Origin of the sequence: Bacillus inaquosorum, assembly GCF_023238325.1 — a bacterium.
GTDB lineage: Bacteria > Bacillota > Bacilli > Bacillales > Bacillaceae > Bacillus > Bacillus inaquosorum.
Window position 1 is genome coordinate 1,829,432 of record NZ_CP096592.1, and the last position, 22,895, is coordinate 1,852,326.

Genomic DNA, 22,895 nt, shown 5'->3' on the forward strand with positions numbered 1-22,895 from the left:
TGTTCCCTATTTTTAAAACTATATTTACAAACCTTTTTTTCTCTTGCATAATAGAAAACGGCAATGTTTACACTTGGAGGTTATCATGGAAAAACCAAAATACAAACGAATCGTATTAAAGCTTAGCGGGGAAGCATTGGCAGGAGAACAGGGTAACGGAATTAACCCAACTGTCATTCAATCCATTGCAAAGCAAGTGAAAGAAATCGCTGAGCTTGATGTCGAAGTGGCTGTTGTAGTAGGCGGCGGCAACTTATGGCGCGGAAAAACAGGAAGTGACCTGGGCATGGACCGTGCAACTGCTGACTATATGGGAATGCTGGCGACAGTTATGAATTCGCTTGCTCTTCAAGACAGCTTGGAAACACTCGGAATCCAGTCCAGAGTGCAAACATCCATTGAAATGAGACAAGTTGCTGAACCGTACATAAGAAGAAAAGCGATACGCCACTTAGAGAAAAAACGTGTCGTTATTTTCGCTGCCGGTACAGGGAACCCATATTTCTCAACTGATACGACAGCTGCACTGCGGGCTGCTGAAATTGAAGCAGACGTTATTTTAATGGCGAAAAATAATGTTGACGGTGTGTATAATGCTGATCCTAGAAAAGATGAATCAGCTGTTAAGTATGAATCACTTTCTTATCTTGACGTTCTAAAAGACGGCCTGGAAGTCATGGATTCAACAGCATCATCTTTATGCATGGATAATGACATTCCGCTTATCGTCTTTTCTATTATGGAAGAAGGAAATATCAAACGTGCCGTTATCGGTGAATCAATCGGAACGATCGTGAGGGGGAAATAACGTGTCAAAAGAAGTATTAACTCAAACAAAAGAAAAAATGGAAAAAGCAATTGCTGCTTATCAGCGCGAATTGGCTACAGTACGTGCAGGTCGTGCAAATCCATCTTTATTAGATAAAGTAACGGTTGAATATTACGGAGCACAGACACCTTTAAATCAGCTGTCTTCTATTAACGTGCCTGAAGCTCGTATGCTCGTTGTAACGCCATATGATAAATCAGCAATCGGCGATATCGAAAAAGCGATTTTAAAAGCTGATTTAGGCCTTACGCCAACAAGTGACGGCAACATGATTCGAATTGCGATTCCGGCATTAACAGAAGAAAGACGCAAGGAATTAGTAAAAGTTGTGAAAAAATATGCTGAAGAAGCGAAAGTAGCTGTCCGTAACGTTCGCCGTGATGCTAACGATGATCTCAAAAAACTTGAGAAAAACGGAGACATTACTGAGGATGAACTGCGTGCTTCAACTGACGACGTTCAAAAACTGACAGATGAATATGTGTCAAAAATTGACAGTGTCACAAAAGACAAAGAAAAAGAAATCATGGAAGTTTAATGAAAAACTATGTACAATAGATAATAGTGAAAAGACCCTCTCATGTTTACAGGGGGTTTTTTTGTTAATACTGTTGATTACATCGGTTATCAGCAGGGAATGCAACCTTTTTGGGTGACGGAGGAATCTCATGCTCAACATACTCAAAAATTGGAAGAACCAGCAAACTGCGGCTTCCAACTTAGAACGTTATACAAAAGAAGACATACTTAAGGGAGAAATTCCCGAACACATCGCCATTATCATGGATGGAAATGGCCGTTGGGCTAAAAAACGCTCTCTTCCCCGAATTGCAGGCCACCATGAAGGAATGAAGGTGGTAAAAAGGACAACGAAGCTTGCGAACGAACTAGGTGTCAAAGTACTGACATTGTATGCATTTTCAACAGAAAACTGGAAGAGGCCGAAAATGGAAGTCGATTTTTTAATGAAGCTTCCAGAAGAATTTTTAAATACGTATCTTCCAGAGCTTGTAGAGGAAAATGTACAGGTTCGGATCATAGGAGATGAAACGGCTTTGCCGGCGCACACATTACGTGCGATTGAAAAGGCTGTAGAGGATACGGCGCAAAACGACGGAATGATCCTTAATTTTGCTCTCAATTATGGAGGCCGTACTGAAATTGTCACTGCTGCAAAAGCACTCGCGGAAAAAGTGAAGGAAGGCTCTTTGGATATTGAAGACATTGATGAATCGCTTTTTTCTAATTATTTAATGACTGAATCTTTGCAGGATCCTGAACTTTTAATTCGAACGAGCGGCGAGATTAGACTGAGCAATTTTATGCTATGGCAGGTTGCCTACAGTGAATTTGTCTTTACTGACGTCTTGTGGCCTGACTTTAAAGAAGATCACTTCTTACAGGCGTTAGGAGAATATCAGCAGAGGGGCCGGAGGTTTGGCGGAATTTAGAGGATGGTGGACATGAAACAAAGAATTTTGACAGGTGTTCTGGCAGCAATTGTATTTTTATTTTTGGTTATTGTCGGGAAATTGCCGTTCACCATATTAATTTATGCTATGGGCAGTGTGGCGCTTTTTGAGCTTTTACGGATGAAAAAGCTGAAGCTGGTTTCACTGCCGGGTTTGATCAGTCTTTTATTATTGTGGATGTTCTTATTGCCAAGCCAGTATTCGTTTGTAGCGAATGGTATTTCAAAAATGGAAATCGCTTTGTTTGCGGTACTGCTTTTGCTGACTTACACAGTGTTGGTGAAAAATACCTTTACTTTTGATGAAGTCGGGTTTATTACGCTTGCAGCAATTTACATCGGAATGTGTTTTCATTATTTTATAGAAATCAGAAATCTTGACCAATACGGGTTAACATACATTTTTTACGCGTGTGTTGTGATTTGGTCCACTGATTCCGGTGCATATTTTGTCGGGAAAGCGCTTGGTAAGCGAAAACTGTGGCCTGAAATCAGTCCGAATAAAACAGTGGAAGGATTTGCAGGCGGAATTGTCATCGCACTTGTACTGGCGACGATTTTTCAGCTTTTTGCACATCTTCCGATCCCGTATATCTATCTGCTTTTGATCACGCTGTTTTTGTCTGTTTTCGGACAACTTGGAGATTTAGTGGAATCCGCTTTGAAAAGACATTACGATGTAAAGGATTCTGGGAAGATTCTTCCCGGGCATGGCGGTATATTAGACCGTTTTGACAGTTTCTTGTTTGTCATGCCTTTCTTGTACTTTCTGCTTGCCCTTTTTTCATAAAAAAGTCTAATATGAATATGAGACTGATCATGCAGCAAAAAGAATAGGAGTAGTGGCAGCTTTGAAAAATATTTGTCTTTTAGGAGCAACAGGATCAATCGGTGAACAGACTCTTGACGTATTGCGTACGCATCAAGATCAATTTCAGCTGGTATCTATGTCGTTTGGCAGAAATATTGATAAGGCCGTACCAATGATTGAGGCCTTTCAGCCGAAGTTTGTCTCTGTCGGTGATCTGGATACATATCATAAATTAAAACAAATGTCTTTTTCTTTTGAATGCCAAATCGGGCTGGGAGAAGAAGGACTGATAGAAGCTGCAGTGATGGAGGAGGTTGACATTGTTGTCAACGCCTTGCTCGGAAGCGTCGGTCTTATCCCGACGTTAAAGGCAATTGAACAGAAAAAAACAATTGCGCTTGCAAATAAGGAAACTCTTGTCACTGCAGGGCATATAGTAAAAGAACATGCTAAGAAATATGATGTTCCGCTGCTGCCTGTTGACAGTGAGCATTCGGCAATTTTTCAAGCCCTTCAAGGCGAACAGGCTAAAAACATTGAACGCCTCATCATTACAGCATCCGGCGGAAGCTTTCGGGACAAGACGCGGGAGGAGCTCGAATCAGTAACAGTTGAGGATGCATTAAAACACCCGAATTGGTCAATGGGTGCAAAAATTACGATTGATTCGGCTACAATGATGAATAAGGGATTAGAGGTGATCGAGGCACATTGGCTATTCGATATACCATATGAACAAATTGATGTAGTTTTACATAAGGAGAGCATCATCCATTCAATGGTTGAGTTTCATGACAAAAGTGTGATCGCACAGCTCGGAACTCCGGATATGAGAGTTCCAATCCAATATGCGCTCACTTATCCTGACCGGTTGCCATTACCAGATGCGAAAAGGCTTGAATTATGGGAAATCGGCAGCCTCCATTTTGAGAAAGCTGATTTTGACAGGTTCCGATGCTTACAATTTGCTTTTGAATCAGGTAAAATAGGAGGAACAATGCCGACAGTGCTAAATGCGGCAAATGAAGTAGCTGTCGCTGCCTTTTTAGCCGGCAAGATACCGTTTTTGGCTATTGAAGACTGTATCGAAAAGGCACTATCCCGCCATCAGGTAATGAAAAAACCGAGCCTGGCGGACATTCAAGAAGTGGACAAAGATACCCGGGGATACGTCAATTCAATACTCACATAAGGTGGTATGTTCGTGAATACAGTTATAGCGTTTATCATTATTTTCGGAACGCTCGTTTTCTTCCATGAACTGGGCCATTTATTGCTAGCCCAAAGAGCGGGAATTCTCTGCCGTGAATTTGCGATCGGCTTCGGTCCAAAAATTTTTTCTTTCAAAAAAAATGAAACAGTTTATACGATCAGGCTGCTTCCGGTCGGCGGATTTGTCCGTATGGCAGGCGAAGACCCGGAAATGATTGAGGTGAAACCCGGTTACACGGTCGGGCTTCTCTTTAATAAAGATGATCAAGTTGAGAAAGTCATCATCAATCAAAAGGAAAAATACCCGGATGCTTTAGTCATTGAAGTGGAAACAGCGGATTTAGAGCATGACATGAAGATCACCGGCTATGAACAGGGGAAAGAGGATGAGCTTTCCAGCTTTACTGTCAGCGAAACATCCTTTTTCATTGTAGACGGAGAAGAGGTACAGATTGCGCCGTATAATCGCCAATTTGGTTCCAAACCTGTGTGGCAGCGGATTAAAGCGATTGCTGCAGGACCGATTATGAACTTTATTTTAGCTTACGTCATTTTAGTAATGCTTGGACTTGTTCAAGGCGTGCCGTCAAATGAGCCTGTGCTCGGGCAGCTGACTGACAATGGAAGGGCGGCCGAGGCAGGGCTAAAAGAAGGGGATTACATTCAAAGCATTAACGGTGAGAAAATGAGGTCTTGGACTGACATTGTCTCCGCTGTAAAAGAAAACCCGGAAAAAGAAATGGATGTTGCAGTAAAAAGAGATAACAAAACGCTTCATATTTCAGTGACTCCGGAAGCTGTGAAAGATGAGAGCAAAAAGACAATCGGACGTTTCGGTTCCTATGCGCCGACTGAAAAAGGCGTTCTCTCAGCAGTTGCTTACGGCGCGACATCAACAGTTGATGTCACCAAAGCCATTTTAACCAACTTAAGCAAATTAGTAACAGGCCAATTTAAACTTGATATGTTGTCAGGTCCTGTCGGCATATATGATATGACAGACCAAGTGGCGAAAACGGGGTTAGTTAACTTATTCCAGTTTGCTGCGTTTTTAAGCATTAACCTTGGGATTGTCAACTTGCTTCCGATTCCGGCACTTGACGGAGGAAGGCTGTTATTTCTATTTATTGAAGCGATTCGGGGCAAACCGATTAACAGAGAAAAAGAAGCATTTGTTGTGTTTATCGGGGTAGCTTTCTTAATGCTTCTTATGCTGGTCGTCACATGGAACGATATCCAGCGGCTGTTCTTGTAAACGAAAAGTAAATCAATCAGAGGTGCGAAGAAATGAGACAAAGCTTGACGCTTATTCCTACGCTCCGTGAAGTTCCAGCTGATGCCGAAGCAAAAAGTCATCAGCTTCTTCTGAGAGCAGGATTTATCAGACAGAATACGAGCGGGGTATACAGCTATATGCCTCTTGCGTATAAGGTGATTCAAAACATTCAGCAGATTGTTCGTGAAGAAATGGAGAAAATTGATGCCGTAGAAATGCTTATGCCCGCATTGCAGCAGGCTGAGACATGGCAGGAATCAGGCAGATGGTATACGTATGGTCCTGAACTGATGAGACTAAAAGACCGTCATGGCCGTGAGTTTGCTTTAGGAGCAACGCATGAGGAAGTTATCACTTCACTTGTTCGCGATGAGGTTAAATCCTATAAGCGTCTCCCTCTGACTCTGTATCAAATTCAGTCTAAGTTCAGAGATGAAAAACGTCCTCGCTTTGGTTTGTTAAGAGGCCGCGAATTTATTATGAAGGATGCGTATTCTTTCCATGCATCTGAAGAGAGTCTGGATGAAACGTATCAAAAAATGTACGAGGCCTATTCTAATATTTTTGCCCGCTGCGGCATTAATGTAAGACCTGTCATCGCCGATTCAGGCGCAATGGGAGGAAAGGATACGCACGAGTTTATGGCACTGTCTGCAATCGGAGAGGATACAATTGCGTATTCTGATGAATCACAGTATGCGGCGAATATCGAAATGGCTGAAGTTCTTTATCAAGAGGTCTCTTCTGATGAAGAGCCTAAAGCTTTAGAGAAAATTCACACGCCTAACGTGAAAACAATCGAAGAACTGACTGCGTTTTTACAGGTTTCCGCTGAAGCCTGCATTAAGTCAGTATTGTTTAAAGCAGATGACCGTTTTGTCTTAGTGCTTGTAAGAGGCGACCATGAAGTCAACGATATTAAAGTGAAAAACTTGCTTCATGCAGAAGTTGTGGAGCTTGCCTCACATGAAGAGGTCATTCAGCAGCTCGGAACAGAGCCAGGATTTGTCGGCCCTGTCGGTGTCAATCAAGATGTTGAAGTATATGCCGATCATGCTGTGAAAGCAATGGTCAATGCTGTTGCCGGTGCGAATGAAGGAGATCATCATTATCAAAATGTCAACGTGAACCGTGATGCGCAAATTAAAGAATTTGCCGATCTTCGATTTATTAAAGAAGGTGATCCTTCACCAGACGGTAAAGGCACAATCCGCTTTGCGGAAGGAATCGAAGTCGGACAAGTCTTTAAGCTCGGAACACGATATTCAGAAGCGATGAATGCGACATACTTAGACGAAAACGGACGCGCGCAGCCAATGCTGATGGGCTGTTACGGAATCGGTGTGTCAAGAACGCTTTCTGCTATTGCTGAACAGCATCACGACGAAAAAGGGTTAATCTGGCCCAAAAGCGTTGCGCCGTACGATCTTCATATTCTTGCTTTGAACATGAAAAACGATGCCCAAAGAGAGCTTGCTGAAAAGCTGTATGCCGATTTAAAAGCGGAAGGCTATGGAGTGCTCTATGACGATCGTGCTGAGCGCGCCGGCGTAAAATTTGCTGATTCAGATCTAATCGGGCTGCCAATCCGCATCACTGTCGGAAAACGGGCTGACGAAGGAATTGTCGAAGTGAAGATCCGTAAAACGGGTGAGTCAACTGAGATTTCAGTAGACGAATTATCTGCTTTTGTCAGCAAGCAGTAATCACCATAACGATTTATTAAAAAACATGTTAAAATAGAAATAATAGAAGGTACCTCATTGCCTGAGGTACCTTCACTTATGATGTTTTTAGGGAGGGATACTGTCTGAATGGAACAGTTATCAGTAAACAGAAGGCAGTTTCAAATTCTTCTGCAGCAGATTAATATGACAGATGATACCTTCATGACATACTTTGAAGATGGCGAGATTAAAAAGCTGACGATACACAAAGCGACAAAGTCTTGGCATTTTCATTTTCAATTTAAATCTTTGCTGCCTTTTCAAATATATGACACATTAACAATGAGGCTGACGCAATCGTTTGCCCACATAGCAAAAGTTACATCTTCAATCGAAGTGCAAGATGCAGAGGTCAGCGAAAGTCTTGTACAAGACTACTGGTCACGCTGCATTGAAGAATTGCAAGGCATTTCGCCGCCGATTATCAGTCTATTAAACCAGCAAAAACCGAAGCTGAAGGGCAATAAACTGATTGTCAAAACAAAAACGGATACGGAAGCTGCTGCACTTAAGAACAAATATAGTTCCATGATTCAAGCAGGCTACCGTCAATTTGGTTTCCCGGACCTTCAACTTGATGCCGAAATATTTGTATCCGAGCAAGAAGTTCAAAAGTTTCGGGAACAAAAGCTTGCAGAAGACCAAGAGCGGGCCATGCAAGCGCTGATTGAAATGGAGAAGAAAGACAAAGAAAGTGATGAAGATCAAGCGCCATCTGGGCCTCTTGTCATCGGTTATCAAATTAAAGATAACGAAGAAATCCGGACACTTGACAGCATCATGGACGAAGAACGGAGAATTACGGTTCAGGGTTATGTGTTTGATGTGGAGACCCGAGAGCTGAAAAGTGGGCGCACGCTATGCATCTTCAAAATTACAGACTACACAAATAGTATTTTAATCAAAATGTTTGCACGTGAAAAAGAAGATGCGGCACTGATGAAGTCTCTGAAAAAAGGAATGTGGGTAAAAGCACGCGGAAGTATTCAAAATGACACTTTCGTCAGAGATCTCGTCATGATCGCAAATGACGTAAATGAAATGAAAGCGAAAACCCGCGAAGATACGGCTCCTGAAGGAGAAAAAAGAGTGGAATTGCACCTGCATTCCCCGATGAGCCAAATGGATGCTGTGACGGGTATCGGAAAGCTTGTCGAACAGGCAAAAAAATGGGGGCATGAGGCCATTGCTTTGACTGACCATGCTGTCGTTCAATCCTTCCCTGATGCGTATTCTGCCGCCAAGAAGCATGGAATTAAAATGATCTACGGGATGGAGGCGAATCTTGTTGATGACGGCGTGCCAATTGCTTATAACGCTGCACACCGTCTGCTTGAGGAAGAAACATACGTTGTTTTTGACGTCGAGACAACAGGACTGTCTGCTGTATACGATACCATTATTGAGCTGGCTGCAGTAAAAGTAAAAGGCGGAGAAATTATTGATAAATTTGAGGCGTTTGCGAACCCGCATCGTCCGCTTTCAGCCACAATCATAGAGCTTACTGGCATCACCGATGATATGCTTCGCGACGCTCCGGATGTCGTAGACGTGATAAGAGATTTCAGAGAATGGATCGGCAATGATATCCTTGTCGCTCATAATGCGAGCTTTGATATGGGATTCTTAAATGTAGCCTATAAAAAGCTTCTTGAAGTCGAAAAAGCTAAAAACCCAGTCATTGATACGCTTGAGCTAGGCCGTTTTCTCTATCCGGAATTTAAGAACCACCGTCTGAACACACTCTGTAAAAAGTTTGATATCGAACTCACACAGCACCACCGTGCGATATACGATACTGAAGCGACGGCTTATTTGCTCCTGAAAATGCTGAAGGACGCAGCTGAAAAAGGCATTCAGTACCATGATGAGCTGAATGAAAATATGGGACAGTCCAACGCTTATCAAAGATCAAGACCGTATCATGCAACATTACTTGCTGTGAACAGCACGGGGCTTAAAAATTTATTTAAGCTTGTGTCACTTTCTCATATTCATTATTTTTACAGAGTGCCTCGTATTCCGAGATCTCAACTTGAGAAATACAGGGAAGGGCTTCTGATCGGTTCGGCCTGTGACAGGGGAGAGGTTTTTGAAGGGATGATGCAAAAATCGCCTGAAGAGGTTGAAGATGTCGCGTCATTCTATGATTATCTTGAGGTTCAGCCGCCTGAAGTGTACCGTCACTTGCTAGAGCTTGAGCTGGTCCGTGATGAAAAGTCGCTGAAAGAAATTATTGCGAATATCACGAAACTGGGTGAAAAGCTTAATAAACCGGTTGTTGCTACGGGAAATGTTCATTACTTGAATGATGAGGATAAAATCTACAGAAAGATTTTAATATCCTCTCAAGGCGGGGCCAATCCGCTGAACAGGCATGAACTGCCGAAAGTGCATTTCAGAACGACAGACGAAATGCTTGAAGCATTTTCTTTCTTAGGCGAAGAAAAAGCGAAGGAAATCGTTGTCACCAATACCCAAAAGGTTGCTTCTTTAATTGATGACATCAAGCCGATTAAAGATGATTTGTATACACCGAAAATCGAAGGCGCTGATGAAGAGATCAGAGAAATGAGCTATCAGCGTGCAAGAAGCATTTACGGCGAACAGCTGCCTGAAATTGTAGAAGCGCGGATTGAAAAAGAATTAAAGAGTATCATTGGACACGGCTTCGCTGTTATTTATTTGATCTCTCACAAACTTGTAAAACGTTCACTAGATGACGGGTATCTCGTAGGTTCCCGTGGTTCCGTAGGATCTTCATTAGTTGCGACGCTTACTGAGATCACTGAGGTGAACCCGCTGCCGCCGCACTATGTATGCTCTGAGTGCCAGCATTCTGAGTTCTTTAATGATGGTTCTGTCGGTTCCGGTTTTGACCTGCCTGACAAGACATGTCCTCATTGCGGAACGCCTTTGAAAAAAGACGGCCATGATATTCCGTTTGAAACGTTCTTAGGATTTAAAGGGGACAAAGTACCTGATATCGATTTGAACTTCTCAGGGGAATATCAGCCGCAAGCACACAATTACACAAAAGTATTGTTCGGAGAAGACAATGTATATCGTGCGGGAACAATAGGCACTGTTGCAGAAAAAACAGCTTATGGTTATGTAAAAGGCTATGCCGGAGACAATAACCTTCACATGCGCGGGGCCGAAGTAGATCGGCTCGTACAGGGATGTACAGGTGTAAAACGGACGACTGGACAGCACCCTGGGGGTATTATCGTTGTTCCAGATTATATGGATATTTATGATTTTTCACCAATTCAGTTCCCGGCAGATGCCACGGGTTCGGAGTGGAAAACGACTCATTTTGATTTCCACTCCATTCATGACAACCTGTTGAAACTCGATATTCTCGGACACGATGACCCGACCGTCATTCGGATGCTTCAGGACTTAAGCGGAATTGATCCGAAAACAATTCCAACAGATGATCCTGAAGTGATGAAGATCTTCCAGGGAACCGAATCACTCGGTGTTACAGAAGAACAGATCGGCTGTAAAACGGGCACTCTTGGAATCCCAGAATTCGGAACCCGATTTGTCCGGCAGATGCTTGAAGACACAAAGCCGACAACTTTTTCCGAGCTCGTTCAGATTTCGGGCTTGTCTCACGGAACTGATGTATGGCTCGGCAATGCGCAAGAGCTCATCCACAATAATATTTGTGAGCTGAGTGAGGTTATCGGCTGCCGTGATGACATTATGGTTTACTTAATCTATCAGGGCCTTGAGCCGTCCCTTGCCTTTAAAATCATGGAATTTGTGCGTAAAGGAAAAGGATTAACGCCTGAATGGGAAGAAGAAATGAAAAATAACAATGTCCCAGACTGGTATATTGATTCTTGTAAAAAGATTAAATACATGTTCCCGAAAGCCCACGCCGCAGCTTATGTATTAATGGCAGTCCGCATTGCTTACTTTAAAGTCCATCACGCGCTTTTGTATTATGCGGCTTATTTTACCGTTCGTGCAGACGATTTTGATATCGATACAATGATCAAGGGTTCTACAGCAATCAAGGCTGTAATGGAGGATATTAACTCTAAAGGACTTGATGCTTCACCGAAGGAAAAAAACCTTCTCACTGTTTTAGAATTAGCGCTTGAAATGTGTGAAAGAGGCTATTCATTCCAAAAAGTCGATTTATATCGCTCCAGCGCTACAGAGTTTATTATTGACGGCAACAGTCTTATCCCGCCGTTTAACTCCATTCCTGGATTAGGGACGAACGCCGCTCTGAACATTGTAAAGGCTCGTGAAGAAGGCGAATTCCTCTCGAAAGAAGATTTACAAAAGAGAGGGAAAGTGTCAAAAACGATTCTAGAGTATTTAGATCGTCATGGCTGCTTGGAATCACTGCCTGATCAAAACCAATTGTCACTGTTCTAACATGGAAAGCAGAATTTCTCTGGAAATTCTGCTTCTATGCATACATAGGCGTAAAAAGTGCCATCGTAACATTAGAGTCTCTGTTATTTGCTTAGGTATGAAGGTAAGCGTATATCCATTTGCAATAAAAATATGGTTATGGTATAGTTTTATTGGAAATGCTAACGATTACCGAGGCAAAGAGTGGGGAAACCCGCTCTTTTGTATTGAACAAGAGAATTTTGTCTCGACATGTTCATCGTTTACTTTTTAGCCCCTGCTCTTTTGAAGCAGGGTTTTTATGCAGAGTGACGAGACGAATATGAGATCGACAGCACAAGGAGGAAGAACATGAGCAAAAAAGTGACTGACACCGTTCAAGAAATGGCTCAGCCAATCGTAGACAGCCTTCAGCTTGAACTCGTTGACATTGAATTTGTCAAAGAGGGTCAAAGCTGGTTCCTTCGCGTGTTTATTGATTCCGATGACGGTGTGGATATTGAGGAATGTGCCAAAGTAAGCGAAGCTTTAAGCGAAAAGCTTGATGAGGCAGATCCAATCAGCCAAAATTACTTTCTTGAAGTTTCATCTCCGGGAGCTGAGCGTCCGCTAAAGAAAAAGGCCGATTTCGAAAAATCACTTGGGAAAAATGTGTACATTAAGACGTATGAGCCTATTGAGGGCGTTAAAGTGTTTGAAGGTGAACTGGCTGAATTTGATGGACAAACAGTGACAGTTGAGATCACGATCAAAACAAGAAAGAAACGGATCAATATTCCGTATGAAAAGATAGCTAATGCAAGATTAGCTGTTACATTCTAATGAATACAAATGTTTTAAGGGGGGAGACCGTTAAATGAGCAGTGAATTATTAGATGCTCTCACGATTCTTGAAAAAGAAAAAGGCATCAGTAAAGAAATTATCATTGAAGCAATCGAAGCTGCGTTAATTTCTGCTTATAAGCGGAATTTTAATCAAGCGCAAAATGTACGAGTGGATTTAAACCGTGAAACAGGCTCCATCCGTGTATTTGCAAGAAAAGATGTCGTTGACGAAGTATACGACCAAAGACTGGAGATCTCTATTGAAGAGGCGCAGGGCATCCATCCGGAATATATGGTCGGCGATGTCGTCGAAATCGAAGTAACACCTAAGGATTTCGGGCGCATAGCTGCTCAAACAGCGAAGCAGGTTGTCACACAGCGTGTGCGCGAAGCTGAGCGCGGTGTGATTTATTCTGAATTTATCGACCGTGAAGAAGACATCATGACGGGTATTGTCCAGCGTCTGGACAATAAGTTTATCTACGTGTCTTTAGGCAAAATTGAAGCCTTGCTGCCGGTTAATGAGCAAATGCCGAATGAAAGCTACAAGCCTCATGACCGCATTAAGGTATATATCACAAAAGTAGAAAAAACGACGAAGGGTCCGCAGATTTATGTGTCAAGAACACATCCAGGCCTGTTAAAGCGTTTGTTTGAAATTGAAGTGCCCGAAATTTATGATGGAACTGTCGAGCTGAAATCTGTTGCCAGAGAAGCCGGCGACCGTTCAAAAATTTCTGTCCGCACAGATGATCCTGACGTGGATCCTGTCGGCTCATGCGTAGGCCCTAAAGGCCAGCGTGTTCAGGCGATCGTCAATGAATTAAAAGGTGAAAAAATTGACATTGTCAACTGGTCCAGTGATCCTGTAGAATTTGTCGCGAATGCGCTCAGCCCTTCGAAAGTGCTGGATGTCATCGTTAATGAAGAAGAAAAAGCGACAACTGTTATCGTTCCTGATTACCAGCTGTCTCTGGCGATTGGCAAAAGAGGACAAAACGCACGCTTAGCTGCTAAACTGACAGGCTGGAAGATTGATATTAAGAGCGAAACGGACGCAAGAGAACTTGGAATCTATCCGAGAGAACTTGAAGAAGAAGACGATGAGCCGCTCTTTACGGAGCCTGAAACTGCTGAATCGGATGAATAAGAGGTGACCTTAGGTGAATAAACACAAGAAGATCCCGTTACGCAAATGTGTAGTGACTGGGGAAATGAAGCCTAAAAAGGAACTGATCCGAGTTGTACGTTCGAAAGAAGGCGAAATCTCAGTAGACCCGACCGGAAAAAAGAACGGGCGGGGTGCTTATTTAACGCTGGATAAAGAGTGCATCTTAGCAGCAAAAAAGAAAAACACTTTACAAAATCAATTTCAATCACAAATCGATGACCAGATTTTCGAAGAATTGCTGGAGCTGGCGGAAAAGGTGAAAAAATAAAATGTCTGGAATGGAATGGTTTCCCTTGCTGGGTCTGGCCAATCGAGCTCGTAAGGTCGTGTCAGGCGAGGACTTGGTAATTAAAGAAATCAGGAATGCGCGTGCAAAGCTTGTCCTGCTTACAGAGGATGCATCATCTAATACAGCAAAAAAAGTAACCGACAAGTGCAATTATTATAAAGTCCCTTATAAAAAAGTCGAGAGTCGCGCGGTTCTTGGACGCTCTATCGGTAAAGAAGCCCGTGTCGTTGTCGCCGTCACTGACCAAGGTTTTGCGAATAAGCTGATCAGCTTGCTCGATTAATATTTTTGGGGGTGAACGAATGGCTAAAATGAGAGTATACGAATATGCAAAAGCGTTAAATGTTTCAAGTAAGGAAATTTTGACCGCACTGAAAAACATGGATTTAGAAGTGAATAATCATATGGCCATGCTTGAAGAAAAGGCCATTAAACAGCTTGATGCCAAATATAAAAAAGGCGGCGCAAGCGCAGCCGCTAAATCTCAAAAGCCTGCAGAAACGAACAAAAACAAACAGCCGCAAGGGGTTAATCAGCAATCAGCTGGAAATCAACCAAATAAAATTCGAGACGGAAAGAAGAATGACGTGCAGAATAATCAATTTAACAAAAACAAGAAGAATAACAACAACAAAAAAAATAAACGTAACAACAACAATAAAAATCAATATCAGCAAAAGCCTGTAAAGCCGAAAAAAGAGCTTCCTGAGAAAATTACGTTCTCCGGTACTTTAACAGTCGGCGCACTGGCTGAAGAGCTTGGCAAAGAGCCTTCAGAAATCATTAAAAAGCTGATGCTTCTTGGTGTAATGGCAACCATCAACCAAGAGCTTGATAAAGATACAATTGAACTCATTGCATCAGAATATGGTGTTGAAACAGAAGAAGTCATTGTGCTTGAAGAAACAGAGCTGGAAAAATACGAAGAGCCTGATAATGAAGAGGATCTCGAAATTCGTCCTCCTGTCGTTACGATCATGGGTCACGTTGACCATGGGAAAACGACGCTTCTTGACAGCATCCGTAAAACGAAGGTTGTTGAAGGAGAAGCAGGCGGAATCACTCAGCATATCGGTGCTTACCAAATTGAAGAGAACGGCAAGAAAATTACGTTCTTGGATACTCCGGGTCACGCCGCATTTACAACAATGCGTGCACGCGGTGCAGAAGTAACTGATATTACAATTCTCGTTGTTGCTGCTGATGACGGTGTAATGCCGCAAACAGTAGAAGCGATTAACCATGCAAAAGCAGCTGAGGTTCCCATTATCGTTGCTGTGAATAAAATTGATAAAGAATCCGCAAATCCTGACCGTGTGATGCAAGAACTGACGGAATACGGGCTTGTCCCTGAAGCTTGGGGCGGAGAAACAATTTTTGTTCCGCTTTCCGCTTTAACTGGAAAAGGCATTGATGAACTCGTTGAAATGATTTTGCTTGTCAGTGAAGTAGAGGAACTGAAAGCGAACCCGAACCGCAAGGCAAAAGGAACGGTTATTGAAGCGGAACTTGATAAAGGCAGAGGATCAGTTGCGACATTGCTCGTACAGACTGGAACACTGCATGTCGGTGATCCGATCGTAGTCGGCAACACATTCGGCCGTGTCCGTGCAATGGTTAACGACATTGGACGCCGTGTGAAAACTGCCGGCCCGTCAACTCCGGTTGAAATTACCGGTTTGAATGATGTCCCTCAAGCGGGAGACCAATTCCTTGTCTTTAAAGATGAAAAAACAGCTCGTTCTGTCGGGGAAGCCCGTGCTTCGAAACAGCTTGAAGAGCAGCGCAGCGATAAAGCGAAGCTCAGTCTTGATGACTTATTCGAGCAAATTAAACAAGGTGATGTAAAAGACATCAACATCATCGTAAAAGCTGACGTTCAAGGATCTGCTGAAGCTTTAACGGCCGCACTTCAAAAAATTGAAGTAGAAGGCGTTAAAGTGAAAATCATCCATACAGGCGTTGGTGCGATTACTGAATCTGACATTATCTTGGCATCTGCTTCCAATGCAATTGTTATCGGGTTTAATGTGAGACCGGACGGAAATGCTAAGAGTACGGCTGAAGCTGAAAATGTAGATATTCGACTTCACCGTATCATTTACAAAGTAATCGACGAGATTGAAGCTGCCATGAAAGGTATGCTTGATCCTGAATATGAAGAAAAAGTAATTGGTCAAGTAGAAGTGCGCCAAACATTCAAAGTATCTAAAATCGGTACAATTGCAGGCGGATATGTTACTGAAGGAACCATTACGCGCGACAGCGGCCTCCGTTTAATTCGTGACGGCGTCGTCATCTTCGAAGGCGAAGTAGACGTTCTGAAACGCTTTAAAGACGATGTGAAAGAAGTTTCACAAGGCTATGAATGTGGTATTACAATTAAGAAATACAATGACATTCGTGAAGGTGACATCCTTGAAGCGTTTGTCATGCAAGAAATTGAAAGAACGTGATCGGATTTGCGGAGTGTGAATGCATCATTTATGACGCAGGATCGCTAAAAGAAAAGCGTGCCGTTCTGAAGCGGATCGTAACCAGGGTTCAAAATAAGTTCAATGTTTCGATTGCGGAGATTGGCTTTCAGGACACTTGGCAAAGAACCAGCTTTGGAATCGCCGCTGTTTCTTCCTCTCGCGTTCAAACAGAAAAAGAGCTGCAGCGCGTTTTGGCGTTTATCGATTCTTTTCCTGAAATTGAACGGACGATCACTAGAACAGAGTGGTTTTAACTTAGAGGTGATTGAATTGAGTATGAGAGCAAACCGTGTCGGCGAGCAAATGAAAAAAGAACTCGGTGATATTATCAGCCGGAAGCTGAAAGACCCGAGAATTGGTTTTCTGACAGTAACGGATGTACGTGTATCAGGTGATTTGCAAATTGCAAAGGTGTATATCTCGGTTCTCGGTGACCAGAAAAAACGGGAGGAAGCGCTGAAAGGGCTGGCTAAAGCGAAAGGATTTATCCGATCCGAAATTGGCAGCCGTATCAGACTTCGAAAAACGCCTGAAATTGAATTTGAGTTCGATGAATCAATCGATTACGGAAATCGTATCGAAACATTGATTCACGAAATACATTCAGAGAAACCATCTGAATAAAAATGGAGAGGATAGGCGTATATCGTCTGTCCTCTTTTCTGCGTTTTAAAGAGAAAAGCTCAAAAGAAGGAGTGAAAGGACAAATGGTTAACGGAGTTCTCCTTTTACATAAACCAGTTGGCATGACATCGCATGACTGTGTCATGAAGATCCGAAAACTGTTAAAAACAAAAAAAGTAGGGCATACGGGAACGCTCGATCCAGAAGTGTCAGGCGTGCTTCCGATTTGTGTGGGAAGGGCGACAAAAATTGTCGAATATTTAACTGAAAAGTCTAAAACGTATGATGCGGAAATAACACTTGGCTTTTCAACGACAACAGAGGATCAAACCGGAGAAACAGTTGAAACAAAGCCTGTCAGTCAAGATATTGATAAAGCCGATGTAGAAAAGGTGTTAAACAGTTTAAAGGGTAAACAGGAACAAATTCCTCCCATGTATTCCGCTGTAAAAGTAAACGGCAAAAAATTATACGAGTACGCAAGAGCAGGGATTGAAGTAGAACGTCCGAAACGCATGATTACCATTGAAGACATTGCCCTGACTACAGAGATTAAACATAACGGAGAAACCGCAAGCTTCCGATTTACAGTGACATGCTCCAAAGGGACCTATGTAAGGACGCTGGCGGTCATGATCGGAGAAAAGCTCGGATTTCCGGCTCATATGTCTCATTTAATCCGTACGGCATCCGGAGACTTTTCACTTGACGAATGCTTTACCTTTGAAGAACTGGAAGCACAGGTTCAGTCCGGAACCGTGGGAGAGCATACAGTTCCTATTGAACGTGCGCTCAATCATTTGCCGAAATGGATCATAAGTGATACATTAGCTAAGAAAGTAGAAAATGGGGCTTTGCTTGAGACGCCCGAGCAGTTTTCTGAAATGACAAGCGAAGACCGCATTGCCGTCTTTACTGAATCCGGAAGCTGTTTGGCGATCTATTTCCCCCATCCTGCAAAAAATGGGCTGTTAAAGCCGGCAAAAGTATTGCTGCAAAAAAGCGAACAATAGAAAAAAGGTGACCGTTCTGTGAAGACGATACATATTACACATCCTCATCATTTAATCAAAGAGGAGCAGGCAAAGTCTGTGATGGCGTTAGGGTATTTTGACGGCGTTCATCTTGGACACCAAAAGGTAATCGGCACAGCGAAGCAAATAGCTGAAGAAAAGGGCTTAGCATTAGCTGTGATGACCTTTCATCCTCATCCCTCTCATGTATTGGGCAGGGATCAGGAGCCAAAGGATCTGATTACGCCTCTGGAAGATAAAATAAACCAAATTGAACAATTAGGCACAGAGATTCTGTATGTCGTTAAATTTAATGAAGTATTTGCTTCTCTTTCTCCTAAGCAGTTTGCAGACCAGTATATTATCGGCCTTAATGTGCAGCACGCAGTGGCGGGCTTTGACTTTACGTACGGGAAATACGGCAAGGGAACAATGGAGACCATGCCGCATGATTTAGAAGGAAAAGCTGATTGCACAATGGTAGAAAAATTAACGGAGCAGGATAAAAAAATCAGTTCCTCGTATATCCGTACCGCGCTTCAAAACGGAGACGTTGAATTGGCGAATGTCTTGCTCGGACAGCCTTATTTTATTAAAGGAGTTGTCATTCACGGTGATAAAAGAGGGCGGACCATCGGGTTTCCGACAGCAAATGTCGGTTTAAATAACAGCTATATCGTTCCGCCGACGGGTGTATATGCCGTAAAAGCTGAAGTGAACGGCGAAGTCTACAATGGCGTTTGCAATATCGGCTATAAGCCGACGTTTTATGAAAAACGTCCGGAGCAGCCTTCAATTGAAGTCAATCTGTTTGATTTCGATCAGGAGGTATACGGAGCCGCTATAAAGATCGAATGGTATAAACGGATTCGGAGCGAGCGAAAATTCAATGGCATCAAAGAATTAACAGAGCAAATTGAGAAAGATAAGCAGGAAGCCATCCGTTATTTCAGCAATCTGCGGAAATAACATGCAATGCACACAAATTTTATTCTAAAATATTTGCATATAGGCCCGATTTTTAGTATGATAGTTTTCGTAGTCTTAAAACCATTGCTTGGCAATCCGAAGTCACCGACGGTTGCTAGGTAACTGGGGCTAAATATGATTTGGAGGTGAAACAGGATGGCAATTACTCAAGAGCGTAAAAACCAACTCATCAGCGAGTTCAAAACACACGAATCTGATACTGGATCTCCAGAAGTTCAGATCGCTATCCTAACTGACTCAATTAACAACTTGAACGAGCATTTACGTACTCACAAGAAAGACCACCACTCACGTCGCGGTCTTCTTAAAATGGTAGGTAAGCGTCGTAATCTTCTTACGTATCTACGTAATAAAGACGTAACTCGTTACCGTGAGTTAATTAACAAACTAGGCTTACGTCGATAATCGTAAAAAGCGGGAGGATTCCCGCTTTTTTATCGTATTAAAGCGAAATTTCTTATAACAAATCATTGAAATCCTTTTACATACTACTTTGACATTGATATGTTCAATTCATTTCGTTCATAATAGGAGTAATTGATTATTTCACACAACGAAGAGAGGAGTTCGTAATCGTATGGGACAAGAAAAACATGTCTTTACCATAGATTGGGCCGGAAGAACGCTTACAGTTGAAACCGGCCAGCTTGCCAAACAGGCAAACGGTGCTGTGATGATCCGCTACGGTGATACAGCAGTGCTTAGTACAGCAACCGCTTCAAAAGAACCAAAACCGCTTGATTTCTTCCCGCTTACTGTAAACTATGAGGAAAGATTATATGCGGTAGGAAAAATTCCGGGCGGATTTATTAAAAGAGAAGGACGCCCAAGTGAAAAAGCGGTTCTTGCCAGCCGTTTAATCGACCGTCCGATCCGTCCTTTGTTTGCAGATGGATTCCGTAATGAAGTTCAAGTCATCAGCATTGTCATGAGTGTTGACCAAGACTGCTCTTCTGAAATGGCTGCCATGTTCGGTTCATCTCTTGCTCTTTCTGTATCGGATATTCCGTTTGAAGGACCGATTGCAGGGGTAACTGTCGGACGCATTGATGATCAATTTATCATTAACCCGACAGTCGATCAGCTTGAGAAAAGCGACATCAATCTTGTCGTTGCCGGCACAAAAGATGCCATTAACATGGTAGAAGCGGGAGCGGACGAGGTTCCTGAGGAAACCATGCTTGAAGCCATTATGTTCGGCCATGAAGAGATTAAACGCCTGATTGCATTCCAAGAAGAAATTGTTGCAGAAGTCGGCAAAGAGAAATCAGAAATTACGCTCTATGAAGTTGATGAAGAGCTTAGTGAAAAAGTAAAAGCTTTAGCAGAAGACGATCTGCTGAAAGCCATCCAAGTTCATGAAAAGCATGCCCGCGAAGATGCCATTAATGAAGTGAAAAATGCAGTTGTGGCAAAATTCGAGGATGAAGAGCATGATGAAGACACAATCAAGCAAGTGAAGCAGATTTTATCCAAGATGGTGAAAAATGAAGTGCGCCGCCTGATTACTGAAGAAAAAGTAAGACCGGACGGCCGCGGTGTCGATCAAATCCGCCCGCTTTCTTCAGAGGTTGGCCTCTTGCCAAGAACGCACGGATCAGGTCTGTTTACAAGGGGACAAACTCAGGCTCTCAGCGTATGTACGTTAGGTGCTCTGGGAGATGTGCAAATCCTTGACGGCTTAGGTGTAGAAGAGTCGAAACGGTTTATGCATCACTACAACTTCCCGCAATTCAGCGTTGGGGAAACAGGACCGATGCGTGGACCGGGACGCCGTGAAATCGGACACGGAGCACTGGGTGAGCGTGCGCTTGAGCCAGTTATTCCGTCTGAAAAAGATTTCCCTTACACTGTCCGTCTTGTATCAGAAGTGCTTGAATCAAACGGCTCTACGTCTCAAGCAAGTATTTGCGCAAGCACACTTGCAATGATGGATGCCGGTGTACCGATTAAAGCTCCAGTTGCTGGTATCGCGATGGGTCTCGTCAAATCAGGCGAACATTACACTGTTCTGACTGACATTCAAGGCATGGAAGATGCGCTTGGAGACATGGACTTTAAAGTAGCTGGGACTGAAAAAGGCGTAACGGCGCTGCAAATGGACATTAAAATCGAAGGCCTTTCCAGAGAGATTCTTGAAGAAGCGCTACAGCAGGCGAAAAAAGGAAGAATGGAAATCCTTAACAGCATGCTTGCGACATTAAGCGAATCAAGAAAAGAGCTTTCTCGATATGCGCCTAAGATTTTAACAATGGCCATTAATCCTGATAAAATCCGCGATGTCATCGGGCCAAGCGGAAAACAAATCAATAAGATCATCGAAGAAACCGGTGTTAAAATTGATATTGAGCAGGACGGCACAATCTTTATTTCTTCAACAGATGAAAGCAGCAACCAAAAAGCGAAAAAAATCATCGAAGACCTTGTCAGAGAAGTTGAAGTTGGCCAGCTTTACTTAGGTAAAGTAAAACGAATCGAAAAATTCGGGGCTTTCGTTGAAATTTTCAGCGGAAAAGACGGTTTGGTGCACATTTCAGAGCTTGCGCTTGAACGCGTAGGAAAAGTTGAAGATGTTGTAAAAATCGGAGACGAAATTCTTGTCAAGGTCACTGAAATTGATAAACAAGGACGAGTCAACTTGTCTCGTAAAGCGGTGCTCCGTGAAGAGAAAGAAAAAGAAGAACAACAATCTTAAATGAAAACATAAAAGGAGCCTGGGAGACCCGGCTTCTTTATTTTGAAGCTTTTAAAGCGCAGGCGGGTTCTACCTTGTCCTTCTCCTTCATAATGTGAGGTGAGGGGGGACAGAACATGTACAAAAAATTTGTACCGTTTGCCGTTTTTCTATTTCTTTTTTTTGTCTCATTTGAGATGATGAAAAATCCGTACGCACTTGATTATATAGGGGCAATGAAAAAAGATACGGTAACTGTCACGGCGTCCAAAGACCCGTTATATGAAGAATTGCTTCAAAAAGCGCCAGAGTACGAAGTCAAGCCCCAGGATGCCAGAATAGATAAAGTGTGGAAAAGCATTCCCGGCTATAATGGATTGAAGGTCAATATTGAAAAATCATATAAAAAAATGAAAAAGCACGGCGAGTTTCGCGAAAACGATCTGGTATACAGCCAAGTAAAACCAAGCGTTCATCTTGAGTCTCTTCAGCCTGAGCCTATTTATAAAGGAAATCCTGATAAACCGATGGTGGCTTTTTTAATTAATGTGGCATGGGGAAATGAGTATTTGGAAAAAATGCTCCCTATTCTGCAAAAGCACCAAGTCAAGGCTACGTTCTTTTTAGAAGGCAATTGGGTGAGAAACAATGAACAGCTCGCTAAGAAGATTGCAGAAGACGGACATGAAATCGGAAATCATTCATACAATCATCCGGATATGAGCAAACTGACTACAGGAAGAATTTCCGAGCAGCTCGACAAGACAAATGAGCAAATAGAACAAACAATCGGCCATAAGGCGAAGTGGTTCGCTCCGCCGAGCGGAAGTTTCAGAAAAGCGGTTGTCGACATTGCAGCTGAGAAACAGATGGGAACAGTAATGTGGACAGTTGATACGATTGATTGGCAAAAACCGGCTCCTTCTGTACTCCAAACGAGAGTGTTAAGCAAGATACATAATGGTGCCATGATTTTAATGCATCCGACTGAACCCACGGCGGAAAGTCTTGAAGCGCTGATTACAAAGATAAAAGATAAAGGATATGCGCTTGGAACAGTCACTGAACTAATGGATGAAACCAGACTGTTGAAGTAACAGATGCAGGCAGCTTGTCTTTGAATAGG

At 42.8% G+C, this 22,895-nt stretch carries 20 protein-coding genes; all 20 read left to right on the forward strand.

Going from position 1 to position 22,895, the window contains the following annotated elements:
* Window positions 1-85: 85 nt before the first annotated feature.
* The 20 genes from pyrH to M1M80_RS09175 all read left to right on the forward strand — a co-directional run bounded on the left by pyrH (window position 86) and on the right by M1M80_RS09175 (window position 22,866).
* Window positions 86-808, forward strand: a complete 723-nt coding sequence (gene pyrH, locus M1M80_RS09080) for a UMP kinase (protein ID WP_003238510.1) — start codon at window positions 86-88, stop codon at window positions 806-808.
* Window position 809: 1 nt separating this feature from the next.
* Window positions 810-1,367, forward strand: coding sequence for a ribosome recycling factor (gene frr, locus M1M80_RS09085; RefSeq protein ID WP_060398635.1), 558 nt, complete (start codon window positions 810-812; stop codon window positions 1,365-1,367).
* 130 nt (window positions 1,368-1,497) lie between these two features.
* Window positions 1,498-2,280: an isoprenyl transferase gene (locus M1M80_RS09090; protein ID WP_060398636.1), complete on the forward strand. Its 783-nt coding sequence runs from the start codon at window positions 1,498-1,500 to the stop codon at window positions 2,278-2,280.
* A gap of 3 nt (window positions 2,281-2,283) precedes the next feature.
* A complete protein-coding gene (gene cdsA / locus M1M80_RS09095) occupies window positions 2,284-3,090 on the forward strand; it encodes a phosphatidate cytidylyltransferase (protein ID WP_080429006.1) in 807 nt (268 codons plus the stop codon).
* 61 nt (window positions 3,091-3,151) lie between these two features.
* Entirely contained in the window at window positions 3,152-4,303 is a 1,152-nt protein-coding gene (gene dxr, locus M1M80_RS09100) for a 1-deoxy-D-xylulose-5-phosphate reductoisomerase (RefSeq protein WP_003238505.1), read from the forward strand.
* Between the two features lie 6 nt (window positions 4,304-4,309).
* Window positions 4,310-5,578: an RIP metalloprotease RseP gene (gene rseP, locus M1M80_RS09105; protein WP_080030823.1), complete on the forward strand. Its 1,269-nt coding sequence runs from the start codon at window positions 4,310-4,312 to the stop codon at window positions 5,576-5,578.
* A gap of 32 nt (window positions 5,579-5,610) precedes the next feature.
* Window positions 5,611-7,305, forward strand: coding sequence for a proline--tRNA ligase (gene proS, locus M1M80_RS09110; RefSeq protein ID WP_060398638.1), 1,695 nt, complete (start codon window positions 5,611-5,613; stop codon window positions 7,303-7,305).
* Between the two features lie 108 nt (window positions 7,306-7,413).
* A complete protein-coding gene (locus M1M80_RS09115; protein WP_003238501.1) occupies window positions 7,414-11,727 on the forward strand; it encodes a PolC-type DNA polymerase III in 4,314 nt (1,437 codons plus the stop codon).
* Window positions 11,728-12,057: 330 nt separating this feature from the next.
* Entirely contained in the window at window positions 12,058-12,528 is a 471-nt protein-coding gene (gene rimP / locus M1M80_RS09120) for a ribosome maturation factor RimP (RefSeq protein ID WP_003220940.1), read from the forward strand.
* Between the two features lie 34 nt (window positions 12,529-12,562).
* On the forward strand, window positions 12,563-13,681 hold the full coding sequence (gene nusA, locus M1M80_RS09125; RefSeq protein ID WP_003220941.1) for a transcription termination factor NusA: 1,119 nt from the start codon (window positions 12,563-12,565) through the stop codon (window positions 13,679-13,681).
* A gap of 13 nt (window positions 13,682-13,694) precedes the next feature.
* Window positions 13,695-13,970 (forward strand): glucose-induced regulator RulR, encoded by a 276-nt coding sequence (gene rulR, locus M1M80_RS09130; protein ID WP_010334283.1) that lies wholly within the window; start codon window positions 13,695-13,697, stop codon window positions 13,968-13,970.
* A 1-nt stretch (window position 13,971) separates the two neighbouring features.
* Window positions 13,972-14,274: a YlxQ family RNA-binding protein gene (locus tag M1M80_RS09135; RefSeq protein ID WP_003220946.1), complete on the forward strand. Its 303-nt coding sequence runs from the start codon at window positions 13,972-13,974 to the stop codon at window positions 14,272-14,274.
* A 19-nt stretch (window positions 14,275-14,293) separates the two neighbouring features.
* A complete protein-coding gene (infB, locus tag M1M80_RS09140; protein WP_060398639.1) occupies window positions 14,294-16,447 on the forward strand; it encodes a translation initiation factor IF-2 in 2,154 nt (717 codons plus the stop codon).
* Complete coding sequence (locus tag M1M80_RS09145; protein WP_060398640.1) at window positions 16,444-16,722, forward strand: DUF503 domain-containing protein; 279 nt, start codon at window positions 16,444-16,446, stop codon at window positions 16,720-16,722. The genes infB and M1M80_RS09145 overlap by 4 nt, the downstream gene beginning before the upstream one ends.
* A gap of 16 nt (window positions 16,723-16,738) precedes the next feature.
* Entirely contained in the window at window positions 16,739-17,092 is a 354-nt protein-coding gene (gene rbfA / locus M1M80_RS09150; protein WP_060398641.1) for a 30S ribosome-binding factor RbfA, read from the forward strand.
* 83 nt (window positions 17,093-17,175) lie between these two features.
* On the forward strand, window positions 17,176-18,105 hold the full coding sequence (gene truB, locus M1M80_RS09155; RefSeq protein ID WP_060398642.1) for a tRNA pseudouridine(55) synthase TruB: 930 nt from the start codon (window positions 17,176-17,178) through the stop codon (window positions 18,103-18,105).
* Between the two features lie 18 nt (window positions 18,106-18,123).
* On the forward strand, window positions 18,124-19,074 hold the full coding sequence (gene ribF, locus M1M80_RS09160; protein WP_060398643.1) for a bifunctional riboflavin kinase/FAD synthetase: 951 nt from the start codon (window positions 18,124-18,126) through the stop codon (window positions 19,072-19,074).
* 156 nt (window positions 19,075-19,230) lie between these two features.
* Window positions 19,231-19,500, forward strand: a complete 270-nt coding sequence (gene rpsO / locus M1M80_RS09165; RefSeq protein WP_003154182.1) for a 30S ribosomal protein S15 — start codon at window positions 19,231-19,233, stop codon at window positions 19,498-19,500.
* Window positions 19,501-19,672: 172 nt separating this feature from the next.
* Entirely contained in the window at window positions 19,673-21,790 is a 2,118-nt protein-coding gene (gene pnp / locus M1M80_RS09170) for a polyribonucleotide nucleotidyltransferase (RefSeq protein ID WP_060398644.1), read from the forward strand.
* Window positions 21,791-21,906: 116 nt separating this feature from the next.
* Window positions 21,907-22,866 (forward strand): polysaccharide deacetylase family protein, encoded by a 960-nt coding sequence (locus M1M80_RS09175; RefSeq protein WP_060398645.1) that lies wholly within the window; start codon window positions 21,907-21,909, stop codon window positions 22,864-22,866.
* Window positions 22,867-22,895 lie beyond the last annotated feature (29 nt).

Bases quoted from the DNA above. Each gene is read 5' to 3' on its own strand.
- pyrH (WP_003238510.1), top strand. From the start codon at position 86: ATGGAAAAACCAAAATACAAACGAATCGTATTAAAGCTTAGCGGGGAA.
- M1M80_RS09090 (WP_060398636.1), top strand. From the start codon at position 1,498: ATGCTCAACATACTCAAAAATTGGAAGAACCAGCAAACTGCGGCTTCC.
- cdsA (WP_080429006.1), top strand. From the start codon at position 2,284: ATGGTGGACATGAAACAAAGAATTTTGACAGGTGTTCTGGCAGCAATT.
- rseP (WP_080030823.1), top strand. From the start codon at position 4,310: ATGTTCGTGAATACAGTTATAGCGTTTATCATTATTTTCGGAACGCTC.
- proS (WP_060398638.1), top strand. From the start codon at position 5,611: ATGAGACAAAGCTTGACGCTTATTCCTACGCTCCGTGAAGTTCCAGCT.
- M1M80_RS09115 (WP_003238501.1), top strand. From the start codon at position 7,414: ATGGAACAGTTATCAGTAAACAGAAGGCAGTTTCAAATTCTTCTGCAG.
- rimP (WP_003220940.1), top strand. From the start codon at position 12,058: ATGAGCAAAAAAGTGACTGACACCGTTCAAGAAATGGCTCAGCCAATC.
- nusA (WP_003220941.1), top strand. From the start codon at position 12,563: ATGAGCAGTGAATTATTAGATGCTCTCACGATTCTTGAAAAAGAAAAA.
- M1M80_RS09135 (WP_003220946.1), top strand. From the start codon at position 13,972: ATGTCTGGAATGGAATGGTTTCCCTTGCTGGGTCTGGCCAATCGAGCT.
- infB (WP_060398639.1), top strand. From the start codon at position 14,294: ATGGCTAAAATGAGAGTATACGAATATGCAAAAGCGTTAAATGTTTCA.
- truB (WP_060398642.1), top strand. From the start codon at position 17,176: ATGGTTAACGGAGTTCTCCTTTTACATAAACCAGTTGGCATGACATCG.
- rpsO (WP_003154182.1), top strand. From the start codon at position 19,231: ATGGCAATTACTCAAGAGCGTAAAAACCAACTCATCAGCGAGTTCAAA.
- pnp (WP_060398644.1), top strand. From the start codon at position 19,673: ATGGGACAAGAAAAACATGTCTTTACCATAGATTGGGCCGGAAGAACG.
- M1M80_RS09175 (WP_060398645.1), top strand. From the start codon at position 21,907: ATGTACAAAAAATTTGTACCGTTTGCCGTTTTTCTATTTCTTTTTTTT.